The sequence below is a fragment of the Methylobacterium sp. CM6257 genome, from assembly GCF_054611515.1.
Genome location: NZ_CM137735.1, coordinates 1871518 through 1895789 on the forward strand (window position 1 = coordinate 1871518; position 24272 = coordinate 1895789).

General features: G+C 68.0%; 23 protein-coding genes and 1 tRNA gene. 18 read left to right on the forward strand and 6 right to left on the reverse strand.

The genetic code is table 11. The annotated features are described in order from the left end of the window. Positions 1-35: 35 nt before the first annotated feature. Positions 36-260, forward strand: a complete 225-nt coding sequence (locus tag ACYCO6_RS09225; RefSeq protein WP_459771293.1) for a hypothetical protein — start codon at positions 36-38, stop codon at positions 258-260. 66 nt (positions 261-326) lie between these two features. On the opposite strand, the gene ACYCO6_RS09230 is transcribed toward ACYCO6_RS09225, so the two are convergent. The 4 genes from ACYCO6_RS09230 to ACYCO6_RS09245 form a co-directional block, all read right to left on the reverse strand. Further along, the gene (locus tag ACYCO6_RS09230; protein WP_459771295.1) at positions 327-1997 is read right to left on the reverse strand and encodes an ATP-binding protein; all 1671 of its coding nucleotides are present in this window, start codon (positions 1995-1997) and stop codon (positions 327-329) included. Between the two features lie 10 nt (positions 1998-2007). Continuing rightward, on the reverse strand, positions 2008-2832 hold the full coding sequence (locus ACYCO6_RS09235; RefSeq protein ID WP_459773487.1) for an alpha/beta fold hydrolase: 825 nt from the start codon (positions 2830-2832) through the stop codon (positions 2008-2010). Between the two features lie 179 nt (positions 2833-3011). Next, positions 3012-4334: a tyrosine-type recombinase/integrase gene (locus ACYCO6_RS09240; protein WP_459771298.1), complete on the reverse strand. Its 1323-nt coding sequence runs from the start codon at positions 4332-4334 to the stop codon at positions 3012-3014. Positions 4335-4536: 202 nt separating this feature from the next. Next, positions 4537-4613 (reverse strand) — tRNA-Met (locus ACYCO6_RS09245). Positions 4614-4861: 248 nt separating this feature from the next. Between ACYCO6_RS09245 and ACYCO6_RS09250 the strand changes: the two genes are divergently transcribed. From ACYCO6_RS09250 to guaA, 7 genes are all read left to right on the forward strand, one after another. Continuing rightward, complete coding sequence (locus tag ACYCO6_RS09250; RefSeq protein WP_459771301.1) at positions 4862-5311, forward strand: CHRD domain-containing protein; 450 nt, start codon at positions 4862-4864, stop codon at positions 5309-5311. Positions 5312-5385: 74 nt separating this feature from the next. Beyond that, positions 5386-5724, forward strand: coding sequence for a hypothetical protein (locus tag ACYCO6_RS09255; protein ID WP_459771303.1), 339 nt, complete (start codon positions 5386-5388; stop codon positions 5722-5724). A gap of 124 nt (positions 5725-5848) precedes the next feature. Further along, complete coding sequence (locus tag ACYCO6_RS09260) at positions 5849-6754, forward strand: aldo/keto reductase (RefSeq protein WP_459771305.1); 906 nt, start codon at positions 5849-5851, stop codon at positions 6752-6754. Next, entirely contained in the window at positions 6744-7487 is a 744-nt protein-coding gene (locus ACYCO6_RS09265; RefSeq protein WP_459771307.1) for an NADPH-dependent F420 reductase, read from the forward strand. Before ACYCO6_RS09260 ends, ACYCO6_RS09265 begins: the two co-directional genes overlap by 11 nt. Before the next feature lie 84 nt (positions 7488-7571). Continuing rightward, positions 7572-8873 (forward strand): NTP/NDP exchange transporter, encoded by a 1302-nt coding sequence (locus ACYCO6_RS09270; protein WP_459771309.1) that lies wholly within the window; start codon positions 7572-7574, stop codon positions 8871-8873. Between the two features lie 1014 nt (positions 8874-9887). Beyond that, positions 9888-10307: a hypothetical protein gene (locus tag ACYCO6_RS09275; protein ID WP_459771311.1), complete on the forward strand. Its 420-nt coding sequence runs from the start codon at positions 9888-9890 to the stop codon at positions 10305-10307. A 243-nt stretch (positions 10308-10550) separates the two neighbouring features. Continuing rightward, complete coding sequence (gene guaA, locus ACYCO6_RS09280; RefSeq protein ID WP_459771313.1) at positions 10551-12107, forward strand: glutamine-hydrolyzing GMP synthase; 1557 nt, start codon at positions 10551-10553, stop codon at positions 12105-12107. A gap of 4 nt (positions 12108-12111) precedes the next feature. On the opposite strand, the gene ACYCO6_RS09285 is transcribed toward guaA, so the two are convergent. After that, on the reverse strand, positions 12112-12804 hold the full coding sequence (locus ACYCO6_RS09285) for an SGNH/GDSL hydrolase family protein (protein ID WP_459771315.1): 693 nt from the start codon (positions 12802-12804) through the stop codon (positions 12112-12114). Further along, entirely contained in the window at positions 12801-13298 is a 498-nt protein-coding gene (tsaA, locus tag ACYCO6_RS09290) for a tRNA (N6-threonylcarbamoyladenosine(37)-N6)-methyltransferase TrmO (RefSeq protein ID WP_459771317.1), read from the reverse strand. The genes ACYCO6_RS09285 and tsaA overlap by 4 nt, the downstream gene beginning before the upstream one ends. 113 nt (positions 13299-13411) lie before the next feature. Between tsaA and ACYCO6_RS09295 the strand changes: the two genes are divergently transcribed. From ACYCO6_RS09295 to petA, 10 genes are all read left to right on the forward strand, one after another. Then, complete coding sequence (locus ACYCO6_RS09295; RefSeq protein WP_459771319.1) at positions 13412-14905, forward strand: AMP nucleosidase; 1494 nt, start codon at positions 13412-13414, stop codon at positions 14903-14905. Positions 14906-15058: 153 nt separating this feature from the next. Beyond that, positions 15059-15472, forward strand: coding sequence for a hypothetical protein (locus ACYCO6_RS09300; RefSeq protein WP_459771320.1), 414 nt, complete (start codon positions 15059-15061; stop codon positions 15470-15472). 298 nt (positions 15473-15770) lie between these two features. Continuing rightward, positions 15771-17072, forward strand: coding sequence for an SLC13 family permease (locus tag ACYCO6_RS09305; RefSeq protein ID WP_459771322.1), 1302 nt, complete (start codon positions 15771-15773; stop codon positions 17070-17072). 129 nt (positions 17073-17201) lie between these two features. After that, on the forward strand, positions 17202-17603 hold the full coding sequence (sdhC, locus tag ACYCO6_RS09310) for a succinate dehydrogenase, cytochrome b556 subunit (RefSeq protein WP_459771324.1): 402 nt from the start codon (positions 17202-17204) through the stop codon (positions 17601-17603). Positions 17604-17613: 10 nt separating this feature from the next. After that, on the forward strand, positions 17614-18033 hold the full coding sequence (sdhD, locus tag ACYCO6_RS09315; RefSeq protein WP_459771326.1) for a succinate dehydrogenase, hydrophobic membrane anchor protein: 420 nt from the start codon (positions 17614-17616) through the stop codon (positions 18031-18033). Positions 18034-18065: 32 nt separating this feature from the next. Then, positions 18066-19883, forward strand: a complete 1818-nt coding sequence (gene sdhA, locus ACYCO6_RS09320; protein ID WP_459771328.1) for a succinate dehydrogenase flavoprotein subunit — start codon at positions 18066-18068, stop codon at positions 19881-19883. Positions 19884-19968: 85 nt separating this feature from the next. After that, a complete protein-coding gene (locus ACYCO6_RS09325; RefSeq protein WP_459771331.1) occupies positions 19969-20793 on the forward strand; it encodes a succinate dehydrogenase iron-sulfur subunit in 825 nt (274 codons plus the stop codon). Between the two features lie 165 nt (positions 20794-20958). Then, positions 20959-21543 (forward strand): AprI/Inh family metalloprotease inhibitor, encoded by a 585-nt coding sequence (locus ACYCO6_RS09330; protein ID WP_459771333.1) that lies wholly within the window; start codon positions 20959-20961, stop codon positions 21541-21543. Between the two features lie 91 nt (positions 21544-21634). Then, a complete protein-coding gene (locus tag ACYCO6_RS09335) occupies positions 21635-23500 on the forward strand; it encodes an ABC transporter ATP-binding protein (RefSeq protein ID WP_459771335.1) in 1866 nt (621 codons plus the stop codon). A gap of 179 nt (positions 23501-23679) precedes the next feature. Continuing rightward, a complete protein-coding gene (gene petA, locus ACYCO6_RS09340; protein ID WP_459771337.1) occupies positions 23680-24264 on the forward strand; it encodes a ubiquinol-cytochrome c reductase iron-sulfur subunit in 585 nt (194 codons plus the stop codon). Positions 24265-24272 lie beyond the last annotated feature (8 nt).

The window sequence follows — 24272 nt, forward strand, 5'->3', positions numbered from 1 at the left end:
CGGCGTAGCGTCGGCAAGCAGAGACGGAGGTCGTCGTGCAAGCGCCCAACGTGACCATTCTCGAACTGGCGGCCGAGGTTGCCGAGCTGCGGATCCAGCTCGCCGAGTCGCAGGACCAGTGCATCGAGATGGCTGTCGATGCAGGCGAGCTCCACGCGGAAATTCAAGCCCTGCAGGAGGAGCTCGCTGCTGTTCGTTCCGAGAGGGATGCCTGGGTGGCGGAAACGCGCCACCAGCCGCTGCTCTGCGCGGCCGCATAGCGCGGCATGCCGTTGCAAGCTGACCAACCGCCTGCTCCGTTTCAGGTTTTGCGCAACGCCGACGCGCTATCCAGTCGACGTGCGCCGGCGCCGCCTGCCCGTCGCCCTGCTCAGTACGCGCGAGACTTGCTCAATCGAGTATGGCTTGTGGAGGAGTTCGAAGCCGTGCGTTCCCTCTTGAGCCAGCACGTCGCTGTAGCCCGAGGTCAGCACCACCGGCAGGTCCGGCATCCGAACCCGCAGCATCTTCGCCAACTCGATGCCGCCGATGCCCGGCATCATCACGTCCGAGAACACCGCGTCGAACGCGGCGCCGGTGGGCCCAAGCGTGTCCAGTGCCTCCTCGGCATTGGCCGCCCAGGTCGTCTCAAACCCAAGGTCCTGCAGGATCTGGGCTGCGAAGTGGCCCACCTCAATGTTGTCCTCTACGAGCAGCACACGCTGACCAACGCCCGCCGGTGATACGCTGGCGTCGCTCTCAGACTCTTGCTGCTCATGGGGGGCCCCGGTCTCGGGCAAGTAGAGTGTGAAAGTCGTGCCCTCTCCCCGCGCGCTTGCGACAGCCACATCGCCGCCGGACTGCTTGGCAAAGCCGAACACCTGGGACAGGCCGAGGCCGGTCCCCTGACCCACTTCCTTCGTCGTGAAGAAGGGCTCGAAGATGCGCCCGATCTGGTCGGACGAAATGCCTGAACCGGTATCGGTCAGCGACAGCGCGGCGAACCGACCGGGAGCTCCTGCATGCCCGCGTATCGGCGGCAGCGGCACACCGCAGGCAAGCCGCAGGGTCAGCGTGCCCTGCCCGTCCATAGCATCCCGGGCGTTCACCGCCATATTGATGAGCGCTGTCTCGAACTGGCTGATGTCGGCGCGCACGAAGCAGGCTGTCGCGGGCACCTCTATCAGAACGTGGATCCGCGCACCCGTGATGCTGTCGAGCATCTCGGCCACGCTGCGCAGCCGCGGGCCGACATCGAACACCTCGGGCTTGAGTGCCTGCCGCCGCGCGAAAGCGAGGAGCTGACTCGTGAGCTTGGCGGCCCGTTCCACGGTGTCTGACACGGCGGCGAGGTAGCGCTGCTTGCGCTCTTCGGGCAGTTCGGGCCGACGGAGGAACTCGACGGAGGAGCGGATGATGGTCAAGAGGTTGTTGAAGTCGTGCGCCACCCCGCCTGTGAGCTGACCGACGGCCTCCATCTTCTGCGACTGACGCAGCAACTCCTCAGTCTTTAACCGCTGGTTCACCGCCTCTGCCACGCGTGCTTCCAGGACGAGGTTGAGCTTGCGCAGCTCGCTGTTGGCAGTCTCGGCGGCCCGGCGCGCCTCCAGCAGCTCGCGCTCGTAACGCCGGCGATCGGAGGCGTTGAACACGGTGATGCGGATAAAGCGAAGCTCACCTGCATCGTCCCGCCGTTCCACCGCATTGACCAGGACTGGCAGCACGCGACCGCCTTGCCCCACCAGGTCCAGAGCAACCTCGCTGAGGAAGCCCTGCATGCGCAGCAGAGGTGCGAAATGTGTCTCGTGGTAGATCTTTCCGGCGATGTTCAGAAGATCCTGAAAGCGTCGCCCCACGAGCTGCTCTCGCTCATATTCGAGCCAAGAGGACAGCGTTCGGTTGACCTTGGTGATGCGCCCGCCTGGCTCGGCCGAGAGATAGCCGCAGGGCGCATTCTCGAAGAGGTCTTCCAGATCCTCTGAAGGGCGCAGCTGCGGAGCGCGGGCATCCTCGGTCACGCCACGCGCCTCAGACAAAGGTCCGGATCGCCGCGATGGTCTCCTCCGGAGCGCTCAGGTTCGGACAATGGCCGGTGGCCTTCATGACCACCAGCTGACTGTTCGCGATCTTCCGGTGCACGTACTCGCCCACCGCAAGCGGCGCGATCACGTCCTCCGAGCACTGAAGCACCAGACTTCGCGTGGTGACACCCTCGAGGTCCTGGCGATTGTCGGACAGGAAGGTCGTGCGGGCGAACTGCTTGGCGATCTCAGGATCGGTCCGGCAGAAGCTGTTATTCAACTCATCTCCGAGCTCCGGCCGGTCGGGGTTGCCCATGATGACCGGCGCCATAGCTTGCGACCAGCCCAGGTGGTTGCTGTCGAGAAACTCAAGGAGCTCTCGGATCTGCACCTCAGAGAAGCCGCCGATATAGCCTTCGTCGTCGATGTAGCGCGGCGATGGGCCTATCAGGACAAGATCGTCGAACAGGTCAGGCGCCGCCTTTGTCGTGAGGATGCCGATCATAGCGCTGACCGAGTGACCAACGAAGACGCCGTGCTGGACGCCGAGCTCGCGGCAGATCTCCACGACATCGTCGGCATACCCGTTGAGCGAGTTGTACTTCTCAGAATCATAAGCGGCCAGATCGGACCCGCCGGCACCGACATGGTCAAACAGGATGACCCGGAAATCCATCTCGAACGCGGGAGCCACGAACCGCCACATGTTCTGGTCGCAGCCGAAGCCATGGGCGAAGACCATGGCTCGCGCTCCTGAGCCGGTGACCGTGACGTTGTGCCGCCGCAAGATCGTCAACCACCGCCCTCCTGCTATGCCCGGGCTGGCTACCATTCCCACGGCAGTGGCACCACTGCGACGAGTGCAGCCCCTAGGCACTGCCCTGCGCGGAACCTGTAGCTATTTTCTAGGGCAGCGGCGTACTTTCCGCGCCGGAGCGGCGGCGCGCTCTTTGGTCGCCGGGATGCGCGTCAGGGTCGTAGGATTGAAATTTCCTGCAAAGATGAGTGCGCTCAGGCGCGCGTCCACTCCGGCCGAAGGCGGTCGACGACGCGCTCAAGCCGCACCTGGCCGTAGTGCTTGTCGATCATGGCGAGCGAGGTGCGGCAGTTCCGGGCCACGTCGAGCACTTCGGCCCCGTTGGCCAGCTGCTCGCTGATGTAGAAATGCCGAAGCGAGTAGGGAGTTCGCTTGATGCCGCGGTGATCCCGCTCCAGGCCAGCCGCCTTCAGGAGCTCCGTGAAGCCGTTGGCGACCGAGGTGATGCGCTTGCCTTGCTCACTGGCAAACACCGGGTCGGTGTCGGCGGGCTCTCGGCCCATACTGCGCTCGAACAGCATCCACAGTGTGTCGAACCACGGGATCGCCGCCTTCTGCGGGATGGCCTTGCCGCTCTTGCCCTTGCCGCGCACCTGCAACCGGATGTCCCGGTCATCCACGCTCTTACCCCTGCCGGTGCGGTAGCCCAGCACGTCGCCCCAGGTCAGATTGTACATCTCGGTCGGGCGCAGCCCTGAGAAGGCGCCGATCATCACGTAGGCGTGCAGCACGGTGCGATCGCGCCGGGTATGGTCATCCAGCCGCTTGATGCGCCAGCTGCGCCGGTCACTGGCGCGCACCTCGGCACCCGTGCCATCCATGATCGGGTCCACCAGACGGCTGAGGCTCACCGCCTCGAGCTTGGCGAACTCGTGCGGCTCGAAGCTCGGCCGCCGGTTGTCGGGTGAGCGCCGCGCCTTGATGCTGATCTCCGGCGGGGTTTTCAGGTAGCCCTGCCGCGAGGCCCAGCGAAGCAGCGCTCGAAGCACCACGGTCTCACCGCGCTGCCGGCTCAGAGACGGTGCCGAGCGTCGCACAGGCCGGCGCAAGCGATGGCCGTCGCGCTCGTACTCAATATGTGTGACAAGCTTGCCGGGACCCTCGGTCCAGTAGGTGCGCCGCCATTCCGCGTAGCGCTCCAGGTCCACCTCGGTGACCGCGTCGATGGGTTTCTGGCCAAAATAGCCGATGAAGTACCGGCGAATCACGGCAGGCTCGCTCTTGCCCTGGTCGGCGCGACGCTCCCCGCGCTCCACCTCGCGCAGGATCTGAGCGATGTAGGCTTCAGCGACGCTCTCGAAGGTGTGCGCCTTGGCCGTGAGCCCCTGCTTGGCTCGGTAGGTGGCCTCGTACCAGATGGCATCCGCCCGCCGCTCGGCCTCTCGCAGGTCGTCGGTGTCGAGGGACCGCTTGAACTGGCCCTGGCCCTTGATGCTGAAGCGCACCTGCCACTTGGTGCTGCCGGCGCGCTGGAACAGCTGGTAGCGCTCGGCTTGGACGTTGCCAGGGGTGCTCACGATGCGGCCCTGTCTGGTTACTGCGGTGCGGCGGACTGCGCTAGAAGTGCGCTAGGCTGCTTTCTGAGCCCCCAGCAAACCGTTACGCCCGCACGATAATTTTTTCGGCTGCGCTAGCGCTGTTCTAGGATTTAAAGCCGAAACCCGCAGAGAGCAAGGCAAACAAAAACCCCGCTAAGTGCTTAGCGGGGTTGCATAACTTTGGTAGCGAGGGAGGGATTTGAACCCCCGACACAAGGATTATGATTCCTCTGCTCTAACCAGCTGAGCTACCCCGCCCCAAGCCGCATCCGTCCCGAAGGCCGCGACGCGTCCAGCGGCCGGGGTATAGGGAGGCTGGGCGCTCGGTGTCAACGGTCCTGCGCGTGCAAATCGCTCGCGCCTGAAAACCGCGATTTCAATGTGAACAAACGGGAGGGCCGTCACGCAAATCGGGCAGGGTCGGCAGGAGTGCCCATGATAGGCCCAGCCAACGCCGCTATGATGGACATGGCCCCGCTCGGGGCCCTGCTACTCGGGAGTGTTCGATGACACGTCGCGCCGGAACCCGCCTCTCCATCCTCCTCGCCCTCGCGGCATCTGCATCCGTCGCGGTTCCAGCCGCTTTTGCGGCGGGAGAGAGCATGACCTACCGGGCAACCCTCAACGGGGCCAGCGAGGTGCCGGCGACAGCGTCGAAGGCAACCGGCGAGGTCACCGCGACCTTCGACGCGGCCACCAAGACGCTGCGTTGGAACGGGAGCTATAGCGGCCTCACCGGCCCGGTGACCGCGGCGCATTTCCACGGCCCTGCGAAGCCCGGCGAGAACGCCGGCGTGCTGGTGCCGGTAACCGCCGCCAGCAGTCCCTTCTCCGGCGAGGCGACCCTAGACGACGCCAAGGCCGCCGATCTTGAGGCCGGCCGGCTCTACTTCAACGTCCACACCGCCGCGAACCCGAAGGGTGAAATCCGCGGGCAGGTTGAGAAGGCGCGCTGATCCCCTCTGGCCGCGGCCTCGACGTGCGTCCGTGCACCCGGTAGGCGGGTCGTCCCGACCTGCCGGAGGTGCCGATGAAGCAAATCGAGGCCATCATCGCCTGGACGCCCGTCCGCTGGGCGGAGCTGAAGCCGGAGACCGCCGGGCAGGTCATCGTGCTACCCGCGCCTGACACGACGGGCGAGGCAAAGCGCTACATGATGCGCGCGGGCGCCAGCTCGTCCGCGCTGGCCGCGCTGTCCGAGGACGCGCGCATCGCCCGCCTGTTTATCGATTTCCAGACGCTCGTCGTGCGCGACGGAATCGATCCGCAGGCGGCGCACCGCGCCTTCCTGGCCATCGACGAATACCGGTTCCGCATCGCGCCCGACACCGAGGGTGCCGAATTCGAGGATCCGCCCGAGGAGGATTAACCGTAGGGCGCGCCCGGGTCGCGGATGCTCGCGGCCTCGCTCGCGCAAGCGTGAGAATAAAGAATGCACATGCGCCTGCCCGCGCCCTATCTCACTTCGGCGTCTGACATCCCGGAGGTCGGCCATGTCCGTATCCCGTCGTGCCGTCATCGCCGCGGCGGCGCTCACGCCGCTCGCTCCCCGTTTCGCGCTGGCCGCAGACCCACTGGCCCGACGGCCGATCCCGTCAACCGGTGAGATGCTGCCGGCGATTGGCATCGGCACGTCGCGGCGCTACGAGGTCGAGCCGACGCCCGACAAGATCGCGCCGCTCAAGGAAGCGGTGCAGACCTTCGTGTCGCTCGGCGGCTCGGTGATCGACACCGCGCCGAGCTACGGGAGCGCCGAGGATGTGCTCGGGGTGATCCTGGCGGAACAGGGCCTACGTCAGAAGATCTTCCTCGCCAGCAAGGTGGATACCACCGGCCGTGCGGAGACGCTCGCTGAGTTCGAGCGGTCGCTCAAGCGGATGAAGGTGGACGCGCTTGATCTCGTGGCGGTCCACAATCTGATCGACGTCACCGATAATCTCGCGGTGCTGCGCGATCTCAAGAGCCGAAAGCGCATCCGCTACATCGGCGTCACGGTCTGGCGCGACAACCAGCTCGACGCCCTAGAGGCCGTGATGAAGCGCGAGAGCCTCGACTTCATCCAGGTGAACTATGCCATCGACAACCGCGCCACGGCCGAGCGAGTGATCCCGCTGGCCGCCGATCGCGGCATGGCGGTGATGACCAACGTGCCCTTCGGCCGCGACCGTCTGTTCAGGGCAGTGCAGGGCAAGGAGCTGCCCGCCGTGGCCAAGGACCTCGGCTGCGCGAGCTGGCCGCAGTTCTTTCTCAAATACGTGCTCGGCAACCCGGCCGTGACCTGCCCGATCCCCGGTATGGCGAAGGCCGCCTATGTCGAGGACAACCTCGGCGCCGCCCGGGGCATGCTCCCGGATGCGTCCCAACGCAAGCAGATGGAGGCCTTCATCGATGCGGTCTGATCTTACCACGCGCCGCGCTGCGCTCGCCCTGGCGGCCGGGCTGTCGCTGGTTGCCGCTCTTCCGGCCGGGGCGCAGGATGGCACCAAGAAGATCCGGATCGGGGTGATCGGCGCCGGCAATATCGGCGGCACGATCGGGGCCCTCTGGGTCAAGGACGGCCACGAGGTGATGTTCGCCTCGCGCCACCCGGAGGCCCTGGCCTCGATGACCTCGGAACTCGGCCCCAAGGCCAAGGCCGGCACGCCCGAGGAGGCGATCAAGTTCGGTGAGGCCGTGTTCATCGCCGTCCCCTACAAGGCCTATCCGGACGTCGCGACGGAGGTCGGGCCAGCCCTGAAGGGCAAGATCGTGCTCGACGCCGGCAACGCCACCCAGCGGCGTGACGGAGCACTCTACGATGAGGTTCAGGCCAACGGCATCGGTGCGACCTCCGCCAAGTACTTCCCGGGCGCCAAGCTCGTGCGGGCCTTCAACGCGGCCAATTATAAGGTCTTCGCCAAGGAAGGCGCGGACGGCGGCAAGGACCGGGCCGGCGGTCGGATGGCGATCCCGATCGCCGGGGATGATCCCGAGGCGCTGAAAGTGGCCGAGGGGCTGGTCCGCGATGCCGGCTTCGATCCGGTCGTGGTCGGCCCTCTCAAGGAGGCCGGCAAGTTCGCCATGGGGTCGCCGGGCTTCGGGCACGACGTCACCGCGCCGGAGCTGCGCGAGAAGCTCGGATTGGCGAAGTGAGCATGCATGCGGGACCCGCTCCTTTCCCTACGACAGGGGAAGGGGCGACGTTTGCTGCCGCGGCCGATGCGCGTGTGCCGGCCCATGCCTGAATCCCTAGCCGCCCGCGGCCCGCTCGCCCGCCTGATCGACGTACACTCAGGAGAGGGCAGGGCGCTTGCCTGGTCCTGGGCCTACATCTTCTCGATTCTGGCCGCCTATTACGTGCTCCGCCCGATCCGCGACCAGATGGGCGTGGCCGGAGGCATCGAGAATCTGCCCTGGCTGTTCACCGCGACCTTGGTGGGCATGCTGAGCCTCAACCTGCCCTTCGCCTACCTGGTGAAACGGATGCCGCGGGCACGGTTCGTGCCGATCACCTATCGGTTCTTCGCGGCCAACATCCTCGCTTTCGCGCTGACGCTCTACCTCGCGCCACCGGATTGGAATGTCTGGATCGGGCGGGTCTTCTTCGTCTGGCTCTCGATCTTCAACCTGTTCGTGGTCTCAATCTTCTGGGCGACGATCGTCGACGTGTTCTCGAACGCGCAGGGCAAGCGCCTGTTCGGCTTCATCGCGGCCGGCGCGACGCTCGGCGCCATCGCGGGGTCGGCGACCACCGCGATCCTCGCCCAGAACGTCCCGACCTGGGGGCTGATGCTCTGCGCGGTGATGCTCCTTGAGATCGCGGTGTTCTGCATGCGCGGACTCGCAGCCCTGTCGACCCGGCTGCACGAGGTGCCGGGGAGCGGCCAGAGCACCGAGGATCGACAGGACCGGACGATCGGCGGCAGCGCGCTGGCAGGCGTGACTCGGACCTTCGCGTCACCCTACCTCCTCAACATCTCGCTGTTCCTGCTGCTGTTCTCGGTGACATCGACCTTCCTGTACTTTGAGCAGGCCGGCATCGCGAAGCGCAGCTTCCCGGATCGCGGCGCCCAGACCGCCTTCTTCGCCAGCGTCGACCTCGCGGTGAACGTGCTGACGCTGGGGGTTCAGCTGTTCCTCACCGGGCGCATCGTGAGCCGGCTCGGCGTGGCGCTGACGCTCGCCATCCTCCCCGCCTTCAGCATCCTGGGCTTCGCAGCGCTCGCCGTCTGGCCGACGATCGGCGTCATCGTGGCCTTTCAGGTCCTGCGCCGCGCCGGCAATTTCGCCATCGCCCGCCCGGTCCGGGAGGTTCTGTTCACCGTCGTTCCGCGGGAGGACCGCTACAAGGCCAAGAGCTTCATCGACACGGTCGTTTATCGCTTGGGCGACCAAGTCGGGGCGTGGTCGTTCACCGGCATCCAAGGTGTCGGGCTGGGCAGCGCCGGGATCGCCGGCGCCGCGATCCCGCTGTCCGTGGCATGGCTGGTCAACAGCCTCTGGTTGGGACGGGCACAGGAGCGGCGCCGAGCCTTGTAGGCGTCCGACAACGGGATGCCTGCCGACGGGGTGGGACGTGCAGTGCCGCTCAGCCGGACTGCCGCCCCGTCCGGACGGTAACCGGCCTCAACGTCGGCTCCGCAGCTCTGGTTCGCGCCAAGAGGCCGAGCGTCACGGCGCCCCACAGGATGACTACGGCTTGGGCGATGACTGGTATCGTCATGGGCAGGCCCTCCGGAACGGTAAAGAAAAGGTGTCCGCCGGGCTCTTAACGAACCGTTAAGAGCCCGTGCGGCACGGCGCTCTGCGATTTCGTCGACGCTTCGAGTTCCTTCGTGCCGCCGCTCCACCGGAGCTGGAGCCGGTTCCAGACCAGCAATGCCGGGGAACGGCAGCATGACGACGAAGGCGATCCAGTCGAATCTCTGAGGCATGGGACAGTGCTTCGGACGGCCCGCCTCACGTTCTACCGTTCTCGCGTCCCGAAGTTCCGGCACGCGGTCACGCCAATCCACACCGATGCGGTCACGCTCGCTGCCCGGCAACCGATCGAGTTTGACCCGCGGCGTGTGTGACCGATGCGCCGGGCGGGCCGGCCCCGTTAAGGCGGGGTTTACCCTATGACGGGAGGTATTCGGTTCGGTTCTGCCGGGAGGGATGCATGACGTGCGCCGCGCCGCCGGTTCCGGAACGATCGGGCGGTTTCGACCGCTGGATCCTGGCCTTGCTGGGTCTCCTCGCCCTCGCCGCGACGCCGGCCCGGGCCGAGGAGCCGCTCTTCATCCGGATCCGGCCTCTGCCTGCGGCCGAGGCAGCGCGCACGGCGCGGGAGCTGTTGTGGGCGCGTCGGCAGGCCCATGCTCGGGCGGTGATCGAATCCGTTTGTACCGGGTGCCTCGGGGAATGGAAGCCGGCGGCCGAACCGGCACGCGAGAAGCCGGCGCCCGCCCAGAAAGCCGTTGCGAACCTCACTGCCCCGATAGGGGTTGAACTCGACCCCGGCTCCGGGGCATCCGACCATCCTCCCGAACCATCCACTCCCGAGAGGCATCCATGACGCAAGCGCATCCGACCAGCGGCGCCGAGCCCGAGGTCGATTGCCCCGTGAGCCTTGAGGTCCTCGGCGCGGTCTATCGGGCCGACGAGTTCGACCTGCCGCTGATCCTGGAGCAGATTCCGCCCTTGAAGCGTGCCCAGCTCGCCACCTACCTCTACGGCAAGAGCCACATGCACAAGCTGGGGCTGAAGGTAGCCCGCTCCTGTGAGCGCGACGACCTCATCAGGGTGGCGGGCGAGATCGGTTCGGTGATCCATGGGCAGGCGCACCTGAAACCCTCCCGGCCGGCGCCGGAGGCTGCGCCGCAGCTGCGCGCCAAGACGCCCCCCGGCCAGAAGAAGGTCAGCCTGGCCGGTGCCCCATCGAAGCCCGCGATCAGCCTGGGTGGCTCGGCCAAGGTCCGCAACTTCGACTGAGCGCCTTTTCCTGCGCGCTCTTCTACTCCCGACCTCATCCTGAGGTGCCCGCGTCAGCGGGCCTCGCAGAGTTCTCCAGCGGCCGCGCTCCGAAGCTCTCCTCCGAGGCGGCTCGGCCGCACCTCAGGATGAAGAAGAGATATCGGGAGAACCGGGATTCTGGCGCATGCCTTGCGCACCGGTCCCCAGCCCGCGCCGGGGATCCGCGTTGCGCGCGCGCCGCCCTTCGGATAATCGCCCGCGATGAACACCGACCACGACAAGATCCTGATCGTCGATTTCGGCTCTCAGGTGACCCAGCTCATCGCCCGCCGGGTGCGGGAGGAGGGCGTCTACTGCGAGATCGTCCCATTCACGAAGGCCGAGGCCGCGTTCCGCGAGCAGCGGCCGAAGGGCGTGATTCTCTCCGGCGGCCCCGAATCCGTGACCGTCGAGGCCTCGCCCCGGGCGCCGCAGCTCGTGTTCGAGTCCGGCGTCCCGGTCTTCGGCATCTGCTACGGCCAGCAGACCATGGCGGCCCAGCTCGGCGGCGCCGTCGAGGGCGGCCATCACGCGGAGTTCGGCCGGGCCGAGGTCGAGATCCTCGCTGACTGCCCGCTGTTCAAGGGCGTGTGGCATAAGGGCGAGAAGTACCCGGTCTGGATGAGCCACGGCGACCGGGTCACCAAGCTGCCCGACGGCTTCACCACTGTGGCGATCTCGAAGAACGCCCCCTTCGCGGCGGTGGCCGATGAGGCCCGCAACTACTACGCGGTGCAGTTCCACCCGGAGGTGGCGCACACGCCCCATGGCGCCCTGCTGATCCGGAACTTCGTGCGCGACGTCGCCGGCTGCTCGGGCGACTGGACCATGGGCGCCTACCGCGAGGAGGCCATCGCCAAGATCCGCGAGCAGGTCGGCTCTGAGAAGGTGATCTGCGGCCTGTCGGGCGGCGTCGATTCCGCCGTGGCGGCTGTGCTGATCCACGAGGCGATCGGTGACCAGCTCACCTGCGTGTTCGTGGATCACGGGCTCCTGCGCCTGGGCGAGGCCGAGCAGGTCGTGGCCCTGTTCCGCGACCACTACAACATCCCGCTGGTCCACGTGGAGGCGTCGGGGATGTTCCTCGCGGCGCTGGAGGGCGTCAGCGACCCGGAGGTCAAGCGCAAGACCATCGGTCGCCTGTTCATCGACGTGTTCGAGGCCGAATCGAAGAAGATCGGCGGTGCGAAGTTCCTCGCGCAGGGCACGCTCTACCCGGACGTGATCGAGAGCGTATCGTTCACGGGCGGCCCGTCCGTGACGATCAAGAGCCACCACAATGTCGGTGGCCTGCCCGAGCGCATGAACATGAAGCTCGTGGAGCCGCTGCGCGAGCTGTTCAAGGACGAGGTCCGGGTGTTGGGCAAGGAACTCGGCCTGCCCGAGGGCTTCGTCGGCCGCCATCCGTTCCCGGGTCCGGGACTTGCGATCCGCTGCCCCGGCACGATCACCGCCGAGAAGCTGGAGGCCCTGCGCAAGGCCGACGCGATCTACCTCGACGAGATCCGGCAGGCCGGGCTCTACGACACGATCTGGCAGGCCTTCGCGGTGATCCTGCCGGTGAAGACCGTAGGCGTGATGGGCGACGGCCGCACCTACGACCACGTCTGCGCGCTCCGCGCCGTCACCTCGGTGGACGGTATGACGGCCGACTTCTATCCGTTCGACATGGCCTTCCTCGGCCGGGTCGCCACCCGCATCATCAACGAGGTCAAGGGCATCAACCGGGTGACCTACGACATCACCTCGAAGCCGCCCGGCACGATCGAGTGGGAGTAGGGCTTCACCCCCCGCACAAAGCCGGCTCCAGCGCCCGGAGCGCCGGCCTAAAAGCCGCGAGGTGCAGCCCGTCGCGCAGGGCGCCGGGCTTGGCATAGCCGGTCTCGCCGTCGCGCAGAGCCGCGAAGGGATCGGCGAAGACGCAGCCGAGCCGCCCGCACAGGGCGCGCAGCCGCTGCGAGTAATCGCCGACCGCCGCCGCGTCGACGAGGTCCGCGATCGCGCGCCCGACCGGGGGGAGGGCGGTGACCACCACGCGCGGGCTCAGGGCCTGGAGCCGCGTCACGATGGCCTCCGCGGAGGCCTCGAACCGCGCCGCCGGCTCGGGGGCGCGGGGTTTGTTCTTGGCGAGGATGTCGTTGGTCCCGATCGTGAGCGCGGCGATCCGGGGATGCGCCTTGAAGGCCAGGCCGGCGAGGTGCGCGGCATAGGCGGCCGCGGTCGAGCCGCTGACCCCACCATTGACCACGGGCAGGCCGCAGACCTGCTGGCCTCCGGGCTGCAGCTCGACCTGCGAGTCGCCGCCCCAGAACACGTAATCCGGCGGCGCCTCGTCCAGGCTCACCTGCACGGCGATGAGGCGCATCACCGCGTAGGCGCGCGCATCCGCGGCCGGCCTGTGCAGGCGCCAGCCGGCGAGACCGCCGAGCGCCAGGAGCGCGAGCCCGCCGACGATCCCGAGACCGAGGCGTTTCACGGCTCGGCGCCGGCGCGGTCGACCTGCGCGTCGGGGCGGGAATCCGTCGAGGCGTAGTAGGGCTTGATGTCGAGGAGCGGAGTGCCGTCGAGGCAGTCGAGGCCACGCACCCGGAGGGTGTCGCCCTCCCGGCCGAGCAGCTCCACCACCGACAGGGCGATCGGGTTCGGCCGGGCCGGCGAGCGCAGCGAGAAGGTCCCGCGCGGGCCGTCCGCGTGGCGCGGACGCTGGACCACCAAGCCGCGGGTCGCCCGGTCCATCCAGTAGAGCAGGATCAGGTGGGTGCAGCCCGTGACGTTGCGCAGGGCGGGAGCGTAGGCCGGCTCGATCTCGACGGTGCAGACGGAGTCGGTCTGTAGCCCGTTCTTCGGGCACGCCGCACGCGACTGCCAGGGCGTGCGCAGGCGCCCGATGAAGTGGAGCCCGGCATCGAAGGTCGCGGGCAGCGCCGCCATCTCCTCGCCGGGACGGGTCCCGAACGCGTCCGCTTCCATGCCGTCTCGCTCCGATCGGTCTGGCTTGTCGGCCAAGCGCTTGCCGCCCGCAAGCCCGCATCTCGCCCCTGCGCGGCCACGGGTGTAGATCCGGCGGCAGGATCGGAGGTGCCATGATCGAGCGGGAATTGCGGCCGATGCAGGCGGTGGCGGATGCCGGCACCGCCATCGACCGGCTCGTCGAGCTCTACGACGGCGCGGCCGGCGCCCTGCGGACCGCCCTGGAGCGCTACCTCGCGGGTGGGCCGCCGCCGGACGCCACCGAGCGCCTGGCCTTCCGCTATCCCGAGCTGCGGATCAGCTACCGCCCGGACGGGCCGCTGCCCCGGGTCCGTCGGGCAACCGCCAAGCTCCAGGCCGCCGGCACCTACGCCACGACGGTGACGCATCCGGCCTTCTTCCGCCACTATCTCACCCGGCAGCTTGAGCCTCTGATCGCCGATTACGGGGTCGCGATCGAGGTGGGCCTCAGCGCCCAGGAGATCCCCTATCCCTACGTCCTGGAGGCGGGGCTCGACGCGCGCGGCCGCGCCGTCGACGGGGCGGAACTCGCCACATATTTCCCGGTGCCGCTCCTCTCGCTCGTCGGCGACGAGATCGCCGATGGCACCTTCGACCAAGGCGCGGGCGAGCCGCTGCCGCTCGCGCTGTTCGACGCCGTGCGGGTCGATTACTCGCTCCGGCGCCTGGTTCACTACACGGGCTGCGACTGGCGCGACGTCCAGCCCTGGATCCTGCTCACCAACTACCACCGCTACGTCGACCAGTTCGTCCGTCACGGGCTGGAGCGGCTGGCCTCGGGGGAGGCGGGTTTCGAGCGGCTGGTCCTGCCGGGGGGGGTGTCCGTGAGCCGCGCCGAGGCGGCCAATGCCGACCCCGCCGCGGTGATCGCTGCCTCGCCGTGGCACCGGCACCAGATGCCGGCCTACCACCTCGTCGCCCGGGGATCCGACGGGACGCTGCAGGGGACGACCTTGGTCAATATCGGCGTCGGTCCGTCGAACGCGAAGACGATCACCGACCATCTCGCCGTGCTGCGCCCGGATTGCTGGCTGATGGTCGGCCATTGCGGCGGCCTGCGGCAGTCGCAGACCATCGGCGACTACGTCCTCGCCCACGCCTATCTCCGCCGCGACCGGATCCTCGACGAGTTGGTCCCGCCGGACGTGCCGGTTCCCGCCCTCGCCGAGGTGCAGGTGGCGCTCCAGAGCGCGGCCGCCTCGGTCACGGGCGAGCAGGCCGAGGACCTCAAGCGCCGCCTGCGCACGGGTACGGTCGTCACCTACGACGACCGCAACTGGGAATTGCGCTTCAGCCAGGAGCGGCGGCGGATCAACCAGTCGCGCGCCGTGGCGGTCGACATGGAGAGCGGCACCGTCGCCGCGCAGGGCTTCCGGCTGCGCGTGCCCTACGGCGCGCTGCTCTGCGTGTCGGACAAGCCGCTCCACGGCGAGATCAAGCTGCCGGGCGCGGCCAACGCCTTCTACGACCGGGCCGTCTCGGAGCATCTGCGCGTCGGGCTGGCGGCGCTCGACGTGCTCCGCGCCGACCGGCACGGGCTGCACTCGCGCAAGCTGCGAAGTTTCGACGAGCCGCCCTTCCGGTAACGGGCACCACCTGCCGACAAACCGGAGGCTTTCGATGGCAGACATCCAGTCACAGCGACCGACTGCCACGTAAAACCGTATCGTCAAGCTCGGATACACCGAGCTTCAGCACGGCTGGAGAGCCAGAGACAACTCATCAGATTGGACATTCCGATGAAGCGTTCGGCCCTGGCGTCGACCGCGCTCCTGGCCGCGGTAGCCTTCCTCCCGGGTGGCGCGGATGCGCGCGGCTCCGGCGGCGGTGGTTTTCACGGTGGCGGCTTCGGCGGTGGCTTCCATGGCGGCGGGCTCGGAGGCGGCGGCTTCCGCGGCGCCGGCTTCGGTGGAACCGGCGTGACGGGTGCCGGCGTCGGCGGTCTTCGCACAGGCGGCTTCCGGACCGGCGGCTTCAACAACGCTGCCCGCGTCGGCCTGGTCGGACAAAGGGGTGTCGTCGGCCGCGGCTTCGCCGGGCGTGGCTACGGTCACGGCTACGGGCGCGGCATCGGCAACGGCCTCGCCGGGGTGGGGCTCGGCCTCGGGGCCGGTTACGGCCTGGGCGGCATCGGCTACGGCTACGACAACTGAAGCTACGATTAGGGCTACGGCGCCTACGATCCCGCCTATTGCGGATATTACGGCTACGTCTACTGAGCCGTCCGACGCGTCTCACACCCGTTCGGGATCTCAGGCCCGGCTGCTCTGCGGCCGGGCCTTGATGCTCGATCATGACAGATCGGCGACCCGGCGGCAGGACGCGCTCACGATAGGCTCGAGCGACTGCCTTCGTCATTGGCGAAGGCTCGGTCAAGAACTTCCGAATTGCGAACCGTTCCAAAGCGACCAGGATGCCGCTTCCCTCGGGTCTCGTGGCGTGGAGGATCGAGTGAGCGGGGTGGCGGTTGTTCCGGCGACGGCGGCTCTGCTCGTCCTCTGCATGGGCCTCTGGGCGACAGCCCTGCTGCCCGAGATTGTGACGGCGCTCGCCTTCTTCGGGCTCGCGATGCTCCTCCGGCTCGGCAGCGCCGGGACGGTCTTCTCCGGCTTCTCGGCCTCGGCCTTCTGGCTCGTCCTGTCCGGCATGGTGGTGGGACAGGGCATGACCCGGACGGGGCTCGGTGCCCGGATGGCCCGGGCGCTCGCGCTGCGCCTGTCGGATTCCTACGGGCATTTCATTGCCGGGCTGGTGGCGCTGAGCTTCCTCATCGCCTTCGTCATGCCGTCGAATCTCGGGCGGATCGCGCTGATGATACCGGTGACCCTGGCGCTGTGCGACGCCTTCGGACTCACCCCGGGCCGCCCTGGGCGGATCGGCGCGGTCCTGGCGGTGGGCGTGGCGACGCCGATTCTGTCGGCCGCGATTCTGCCCGCCAACGTGCCGAACCTCGTGATGGCGGGCTCGGCGGAGCGCCTGCTCGGCCTGCATCTCTCCTACCTGTCCTATTTCCTCCTGCACGCGCCTGTCCTGGCCGTGGTGAAGGGCGCGATCCTGGTGGCGCTGATCGTCCGGCTGTTCCCGGACCGCCTCTCCCGGGGGGCGCCGGTCCTGCCGCCCCTGCCGCCGATCTCGGGCGCCGAGCGTCGCCTCGCGACGATCCTCCTCTGCACCCTGGCGCTGTGGATGACTGACAGCCTGCATGGCCTCGCGCCGGCCTGGGTCGGACTGGCTGCCGCCGTGGTCTGCCTGCTGCCGCGAGTCGGCGTGCTCCCGCCGGAAGCCTTCCAGCAGGTCAATCTGCGCACCTGCTTCTACATCGCGGCGCTGCTCGGCCTTGTGGCCCTGGTCAACGAGACGGGTCTGGGCGAGCGCCTCGGCCACCTGCTGCTGACGATCGCGCCGCTCGAGCCGGGCGCACAGGTGCAGAACTTCGCGGTTCTCACCGGCCTGGGCACGGTCCTGACGCTCCTCGTCACCGCCAACGGCGCGCCGGCCCTCTATACGGCGCTGGCGGGCGAGATGACGGAGGCCAGCGGCCTGTCACCGCTCGCGGTCGTCTCGCTCCAGGTGATCGGCTACTCGACCTTGTTCTTCCCCTATCAGGCGCCTCCGATCGTGTTCGCCAGCGAACTCGGCGGCGTCCGGCTCCGGGATGCGACGCGGCTGACCTTGCGCTTCGGCTTGGCGTCGCTGCTCATTGCGGGACCGCTCGATTACGCGTGGTGGCGGCTGCTGGGGGCACTGAAGTGACAGAATCCGATTAGTGTCGCCCAGCGTGGCACATTGCGTTGCAGCATGACGCATTGCGGCTTGCTCCCGCCGCCACTAGCGCTACCAGATTAGAGACGGTCCAGTTCGCAGCTGCGAGGCTTCAACCCGATGGCACCCACCGCGCGCCCGACAGTGGCACAGCCCATGTCGCCACATCTCCAGATCTATCGCTGGACCTGGACCATGGCGATGTCGGTGTTCCACCGCATCACCGGCACGGCCCTCTATGGTGGGACTGCGCTGGTGGCGATCTGGCTTGTCGCACTCGCTTCGGGGCCGGTTGCTTATTCTTACGTGGCCGGATTTTTCGGCTCGCTGATCGGGCGGCTGATCCTGTTCGTCTACACTTGGATCCTGATGCACCACATGCTCGGCGGCATCCGCCACCTCGCCTGGGATTTCGGCATCGGCTTCGACCGGGAAAAGCGCCTCGCCATGTCCCGCCTTACCCTGATCGGGTCGGTGGTGCTCACCCTCGTCATCTGGGCGGTCGCCCTTCTGGTCCGCTGAGGAGGTCGGCATGGCTAAGGAACAGGTCCGCCAGGACACCCGCGTCTCGATCCGCACCCCGCGCGCCCGCGTCCGCGGCCTCGGCGTCGCCCATCACGGCGTCGGCCATTGGTGGCTGCAGCGAATCACCGCAGTGACCAACATCGTGCTGATGCTGTCCTTTGTGGTCATCATCGCCCGGATGGCCGGCCGCGACTACGCGGGCGCAGTCCAGGTGATCGCCAATCCTTTCGTCTCGATCATCCTGATCCTGGCGTTTCTGTCCGTGACACTCCACATGCGCATCGGCATGCAGGTGATCATTGAGGATTACGTCCACGCGCAGGCGACCAAGATCGCCGCCGTGTTCGCCAACAATGTCTACGCGGTCCTTGTCGCCGTGGCCTGCCTGTACGCGGTGGTGCGCATCGGCTTCGGACAGCCGGCCTGAACCCCGCCATCACGAATCTCGAGGAGCCGAACATGGCCGCCAACGGCACCAACGGCAGCGGGCCTGCCTACACCATCCACGATCACGCCTTCGACGTGGTGATCGTCGGCGCGGGCGGCGCGGGCCTGCGGGCGACCGTGGGCTGCTCGGAAGCCGGCCTGCGCACCGCCTGCATCACCAAGGTGTTCCCGACCCGCTCCCACACCGTGGCGGCGCAGGGCGGCATCTCGGCCTCGCTCGGCAACATGGGCCCGGACGACTGGCGCTGGCACATGTACGACACCGTGAAGGGCTCGGACTGGCTCGGCGACCAGGACGCCATCGAGTATCTGGTCCGCAACGCGCCTGCCGCCGTCTACGAGCTGGAGCATTGGGGCGTGCCGTTCTCCCGCACGGAGGAGGGCAAGATCTACCAGCGCCCGTTCGGCGGCATGACCACGGATTACGGCAAGGGCACCGCCCAGCGCACCTGCGCGGCGGCCGACCGCACGGGTCACGCCATGCTGCACACCCTCTACGGGCAGGCGGTGAAGAACCAGACCGACTTTTTCATCGAGTACTTCGCCCTCGACCTGATCATGGATGACGAGGGCCGCTGCCGCGGCGTAATCGCCCTGGATCAGGCCACCGGCGAGATCCATCGCTTCCGCGCCCAGATGACCATCCTGGCGACGGGCGGCTACGGGCGGGCCTACTTCTCGGCCACCTCCGCTCATACCTGCACGGGCGACGGCAACGCCATGGTGCTGCGCGCCGGCCTGCCGCTCCAGGACATGGAGTTCGTGCAGTTCCACCCGACCGGCATCTACGGCGCAGGCTGCCTCATCACCGAGGGCTCCCGCGGCGAGGGCGGCTACCTGACGAACTCCGAGGGCGAGCGCTTCATGGAGCGCTACGCGCCGTCGGCCAAGGACCTCGCCTCGCGCGACGTGGTCTCGCGCTCCATGACCATGGAGATCCGTGACGGCCGCGGCGTCGGCAAGAACAAGGACCACATCTACCTGCACCTCGACCACCTCGACCCGAAGATCCTGCACGAGCGCCTGCCGGGCATCTCGGAATCCGCGCGGATCTTCGCGGGCGTCGACGTGACCAAAGAGCCGATCCCAGTCATCCCGACCGTCCACTACAACATGGGCGGCATCCCCACGAACTATCACGGCGAGGTGCTGACGCTGCGCGACGGCAACCCCGACACGGTGGTGCCGGGCCTGATGGCGATCGGCGAGGCGGCCTGCGTCTCCGTCCACGGCGCCAACCGCCTCGGCTCGAACTCGCTGATCGACCTCGTCGTGTTCGGGCGCGCCGCCGGCAAGCGCTGCGCCGAGATCGTCGAGCCGAACGGCCGGGCCATGGAGCTGCCGAAGGGCGCCACCGACAAGGCGCTCGAGCGCCTCGACCGGTTCCGCAACGCCAACGGCTCCACGCCCACCGCGGAGCTGCGCGCCGAGATGCAGAAGACGATGCAGAACAACTGCGCCGTGTTCCGCACCGGCGAGGTTCTGGAGGAGGGCAAGGACCTGATCCACAAGGTCTGGAACGCCGCCGCCGACGTCCGGGTCACCGACCGGTCGCTGGTCTGGAACACCGACCTCTTGGAGACCCTGGAATTCGACAACCTCATCGGCCAGGCGGTCGTGACCATGGAATCGGCCGCCAACCGCAAGGAATCCCGCGGCGCCCATGCCCGCGAGGACTTCCCGGATCGGGACGACAAGGAGTGGATGAAGCACACCCTCTCCTGGCTCGACGAAGGCCAGCATCAGGTGACTATCGATTATCGGCCGGTGCACACCTACACCATGTCGAATGAGATCCAGTACATCGAGCCCAAGGCACGCGTGTACTGATCATCTAATCCGAAAGCTGCGTGCGGCGGCGGGGCATCACGCTCGCGGCCGCCCCGTTCTGCTCTAGCGGAAGCCGTCCAAACCCATGGCCCAGTTCAACCTTCCGAAGAACTCTCAGATCACGCAAGGCAAGTCCTGGCCGGCCCCTCCGGGCGCCAAGAACCTGCAGACGTTCAAGATCTACCGGTGGAACCCGGATGACGGGGCCAACCCGCGGATCGACACCTATCAGGTCGACCGCGAGGATTGCGGCCCGATGGTCCTCGACGCGCTGCTGTGGATCAAGAACAAGGTCGATTCGACCCTGGTCTTCCGCCGCTCCTGCCGCGAGGGTATCTGCGGCTCCTGCGCGATGAACATCGAGGGCCAGAACGCGCTCGCCTGCACGATGGGCATCGACGAGTGCAAGAGCCCGGACAACGCCCTGCCGGTCATGACCCGCAAGGACAAGGACGGCGCGATCCGGATCTACCCGCTGCCGCACATGCCGGTCCTCAAGGACCTCGTGCCGGACCTCACGAACTTCTACGCCCAGCACGCGGCGATCGAGCCCTGGCTCCAGACCGAGACGCCGGCCCCCGAGAAGGAGTGGCGCCAGACACCGGAGGACCGCTCGCGGCTCGATGGACTCTACGAGTGCATCCTGTGCGCCTGCTGCAGCACGTCCTGCCCCAGCTACTGGTGGAATGGCGACAAGTTCCTCGGCCCGGCGGCGCTGCTCCAGGCCTATCGGTGGCTGATCGATTCGCGGGACGAGAATACCGGACACCGGCTCGACGGGCTGCACGACCCGTTCCGGCTCTACCGGTGCCACACGATCATGAACTGCGCCAACACCTGCCCGAAGAGCCTGAACCCCGCGAAGGCCATCGCCGAAATCAAGAAGATGATGATCGAACGCACGCTCTGATTGCAGGACGGTGAGGCCTACCGGCCACACTGCCCCGAAAAGGCGGTCTCTCCGCAGCGGACTCGCCTGCGGTCGCGGAGGCCGCCTTGCCGTCAGCGCATTTGGCACCGAGTCAGGGGAGAAGCGCCTCCGTGCGCGCCTCCAAGCCTGACCCGAAGTGGAAAGATGCTGCGCCAGAGCCTGTCGACGTTCGCCGTTCTCTGCCTGGGCGCCAGCCTCGGTGCCTGCGCTTCGAGCCGCCTCGACGCGCCGCGGACCCGCGGTCCGTCCCCGCAGACTTCCCTCGACACCGTGCCGGCCCTCCCGTCAGGGACGGTGACGGCGGCGCCGCTCGCGCCGCCGCCCGGCGTGGCGGCAAGCCCGGACGCGCCGCCTGCGCCCGGCGCGCAAGCGGCACTGCCGCCTGCGACCCCGACGGTCATCCCTGAGCCTGTCGCGCCCCCCGCACCGCCGCCGCCCGTGGTCACGAGCGGCCGTGCTTCCGTGGTTGGAAGCTGGGATGCCCGGGACGCCACCGGGGCGAACTGCAAGGTCACGCTGTCCAGCGCGCCGGCCCTCGATCTCTACAAGGCCACGGCTTCGGGCTGCGCCAACAAGGATCTCGCCCGGGTCTCGGCCTGGGACTTCCGCGACGGCGAGGTCTACCTCTACCAGCCGGGCGGCGCGGTGGCGGCGCGGCTGCGCCAGGGCGGCGGCGGACTGGAAGGCGCGCTGACCAAGTCGGGCGCCGCGCTGGCCCTGAACCGCTGAGGCGGCGCGACGCCGCGACCAACCCGCACGGTTGGCACGCGGCGGACCGCGCTTACATGAGGGGCTCCCGCAGCGTCACGCCCCCGGAAGCATGTTCCTCGATTGGCTCGAGCGCCGCGTCGATCCGTTCGCGCCTTTCGATGAAACGCGGATGCCGCCGCGGTCGGTCACCGGCTTCGCCTGGTTCTACCTGCGCCCCATCCGGGGCGTCCTCGCGGCTCTGTTCGTCATCGCGGTGATCGCCGGCACGGTCGAGGCCTCGCTCTACCTCGTCATGCGCTGGTTCATCGACCTGCTCGGCACGGCCGATCGGACGACGGTGCTGTCTGACCACGCGCTCGAACTGGGTCTCGCCGTCCTGCTCATCGCCGTGGTGCGACCCCTGTCGATCTGGGGCCACGAGGTCCTGTCGAATCAGCTCGTGGTGCCGCAATCCACCAACCAGATCCGCTGGCGGGCGCATCTCTACACCCTGGGCCACGCCCTCTCGTATTTCCAGGGCGACTTCTCGGGCCGGCTCGCCAACCGCGTCGTGCAGGTGGGACCGGCGGTTCGGGAACTCGCCGTCGTGTTCATCGATACGCTGCTCTACGTGGCGATCTACGCGGTGACGGCGGTCGGGCTGTTCAGCTCGATCTCCCCCTGGCTCGTCCTTCCGGTGATCCTCTGGATCGCCGCCTATGCGGCCCTGACCACGTGGTTCGTCCCCCGGGCCCGGACCCGGTCGCACCGTACGGCCGATACGCGCTCGACCCTGATCGGCCGGATCGTGGACAGCTACACCAACATCCTCACCGTGAAGCTCTTCGCTCGCGACCGCGAGGAGCGGGCCGCGGTGCGCGACGCGGTGGAGGTCCATACCGGGGCCTACCTGCACCAGTTCCGGCTGGTGACTCTGACCACCAGCCTGCTCGGCCTGCTCAACAGCACGCTCCTCATCGCGACCGGGGCGGCGTGCCTCGCGCTCTGGCGCAGCGGCGGGATGACCACCGGCGAGGCCTCCGCGGGCCTCGCCCTGGTGCTGCGCCTCATCGCCATGTCGGGCTGGGTGATGCAGACCGTCCGCGGCGTCTTCGAGAATGTCGGCGTCGTGCAGGAGAGCATGCAGACCATGGCGCGGCCCCACGCGTTGGTCGACGCCCCGGACGCGCGCGACCTCGTCGTCTCGGGCGGCGAGATCCGCTTCGAGAATGTCGGCTTCCATTACGGCCGCGGCGACGCCACCGTCATCGAGGATTTCTCGCTGACCATCCGCCCCGGCGAGAAGGTCGGTCTGGTGGGCGTCAGCGGGGCGGGCAAGTCGACCCTGGCGGGGCTGCTCCTGCGGCTCTACGACGTGGAGAGCGGGCGCATCCTGGTGGACGGGCAGGACATCGCCCGCGTGACGCAGCAATCCCTGCGCGAGGCGATCGCGATGGTCAGCCAGGACACGTCGCTGCTGCACCGGTCGATCCGCGACAACATCGCCTATGGGCGGCCCGGCGCCAGCCAGGCGGAGATCGAGCACGCCGCCCGGCTGGCGCATGCCGACGGGTTCATCGCTGACCTCGTCGATCACAAGGGCCGCCGGGGCTACGACGCCCAGGTCGGCGAGCGCGGTGTCAAGCTGTCGGGCGGCCAGCGGCAGCGCATCGCCATCGCCCGCGTCATGCTCAAGGACGCGCCGATCCTCATCCTGGACGAGGCGACCTCGGCCCTCGACAGCCAGGTCGAGGCGGCGATCCAGGACTCCCTCGACACACTGATGGCCGGCAAGACCGTTCTGGCCATCGCGCACCGCCTGTCAACGATCGCGGCCCTCGACCGTCTGGTGGTGATCGAAAGCGGGCGGATCATCGAGGAGGGCACGCACACCGAACTCGTCGCCCGCGGCGGCGTCTATGCGGGCCTGTGGTCGCGCCAGTCGGGCGGCTTCCTGGACGACGGAACGGCGCGCTACGACAGCGCTGTCGCGTAGCGGACCGGCAGCCGGCAACATAACACGACAAACGTGGCTGGACTTTCTCGCTGCGCTGCAAACGGCCGCTTGACTCCGGAGCGGCAGACGGTCTCATTGCCGGGATTAGAACGATAATGCTTTGATCCTGGCTCGACCGGGATATCAGGGCAGGGCGCCTGCGGCCCTTACGCCGACGCATGGAGTTCCGAATCTTGGCGAACACATCTGCCGCCGCTCCCGCGGCCTCCGGGCCTGAGGGCAGCCGTCGCGACTTCTTGTTCCTGGCCACCGGCGCCGGGCTGGCAGTGGGGGCCGCAGCCGCGGTCTGGCCGCTGATCTCGTCCATGGCACCCGATGCCGAGACGATTGCCGCCGGAGCGCCGATCGAGGTCGACCTGACGCCGATTCAGGACGGTCAGATCGTCAACGTCTTCTGGCGCGGCAAGCTGATCTTCGTGCGCAAGCTCACCGAGAAGGAGGTGGGCGACATGAAGGCGGTCCCGCTCTCCGCGATGATCGATCCGGCCGCCTTCACGACGCGGGTCAAGAACGGCCACGACCAGTGGCTCGTGGTCTACGGCAACTGCACGCATCTCGGCTGCGTGCCGATCGGCCACCAGGGCAATTTCGAGGGGTGGGCCTGCCCCTGCCACGGCTCGCAATTCGACGCGGTCGGCCGCGTCCGTCACGGACCGGCGCCCATCAATCTGCCGATCCCGCCCTACGCCTTCGAGACGGACACCAAGATCCGGATCGGCGAGGGCGGCAAGGAAGCGGCGTGAGGAGGACG

What these genes read in the sequence shown, in the direction of transcription:
- ACYCO6_RS09235 (WP_459773487.1), bottom strand. Translation starts at nt 2,832, where the DNA reads ATGGTAGCCAGCCCGGGCATAGCAGGAGGGCGGTGGTTGACGATCTTG.
- ACYCO6_RS09250 (WP_459771301.1), top strand. Translation starts at nt 4,862, where the DNA reads ATGACACGTCGCGCCGGAACCCGCCTCTCCATCCTCCTCGCCCTCGCG.
- ACYCO6_RS09255 (WP_459771303.1), top strand. Translation starts at nt 5,386, where the DNA reads ATGAAGCAAATCGAGGCCATCATCGCCTGGACGCCCGTCCGCTGGGCG.
- ACYCO6_RS09260 (WP_459771305.1), top strand. Translation starts at nt 5,849, where the DNA reads ATGTCCGTATCCCGTCGTGCCGTCATCGCCGCGGCGGCGCTCACGCCG.
- ACYCO6_RS09265 (WP_459771307.1), top strand. Translation starts at nt 6,744, where the DNA reads ATGCGGTCTGATCTTACCACGCGCCGCGCTGCGCTCGCCCTGGCGGCC.
- ACYCO6_RS09270 (WP_459771309.1), top strand. Translation starts at nt 7,572, where the DNA reads ATGCCTGAATCCCTAGCCGCCCGCGGCCCGCTCGCCCGCCTGATCGAC.
- ACYCO6_RS09275 (WP_459771311.1), top strand. Translation starts at nt 9,888, where the DNA reads ATGACGCAAGCGCATCCGACCAGCGGCGCCGAGCCCGAGGTCGATTGC.
- guaA (WP_459771313.1), top strand. Translation starts at nt 10,551, where the DNA reads ATGAACACCGACCACGACAAGATCCTGATCGTCGATTTCGGCTCTCAG.
- tsaA (WP_459771317.1), bottom strand. Translation starts at nt 13,298, where the DNA reads ATGGAAGCGGACGCGTTCGGGACCCGTCCCGGCGAGGAGATGGCGGCG.
- ACYCO6_RS09295 (WP_459771319.1), top strand. Translation starts at nt 13,412, where the DNA reads ATGATCGAGCGGGAATTGCGGCCGATGCAGGCGGTGGCGGATGCCGGC.
- ACYCO6_RS09300 (WP_459771320.1), top strand. Translation starts at nt 15,059, where the DNA reads ATGAAGCGTTCGGCCCTGGCGTCGACCGCGCTCCTGGCCGCGGTAGCC.
- sdhC (WP_459771324.1), top strand. Translation starts at nt 17,202, where the DNA reads ATGGCACCCACCGCGCGCCCGACAGTGGCACAGCCCATGTCGCCACAT.
- sdhD (WP_459771326.1), top strand. Translation starts at nt 17,614, where the DNA reads ATGGCTAAGGAACAGGTCCGCCAGGACACCCGCGTCTCGATCCGCACC.
- sdhA (WP_459771328.1), top strand. Translation starts at nt 18,066, where the DNA reads ATGGCCGCCAACGGCACCAACGGCAGCGGGCCTGCCTACACCATCCAC.
- ACYCO6_RS09325 (WP_459771331.1), top strand. Translation starts at nt 19,969, where the DNA reads ATGGCCCAGTTCAACCTTCCGAAGAACTCTCAGATCACGCAAGGCAAG.
- ACYCO6_RS09330 (WP_459771333.1), top strand. Translation starts at nt 20,959, where the DNA reads ATGCTGCGCCAGAGCCTGTCGACGTTCGCCGTTCTCTGCCTGGGCGCC.
- ACYCO6_RS09335 (WP_459771335.1), top strand. Translation starts at nt 21,635, where the DNA reads ATGTTCCTCGATTGGCTCGAGCGCCGCGTCGATCCGTTCGCGCCTTTC.
- petA (WP_459771337.1), top strand. Translation starts at nt 23,680, where the DNA reads ATGGAGTTCCGAATCTTGGCGAACACATCTGCCGCCGCTCCCGCGGCC.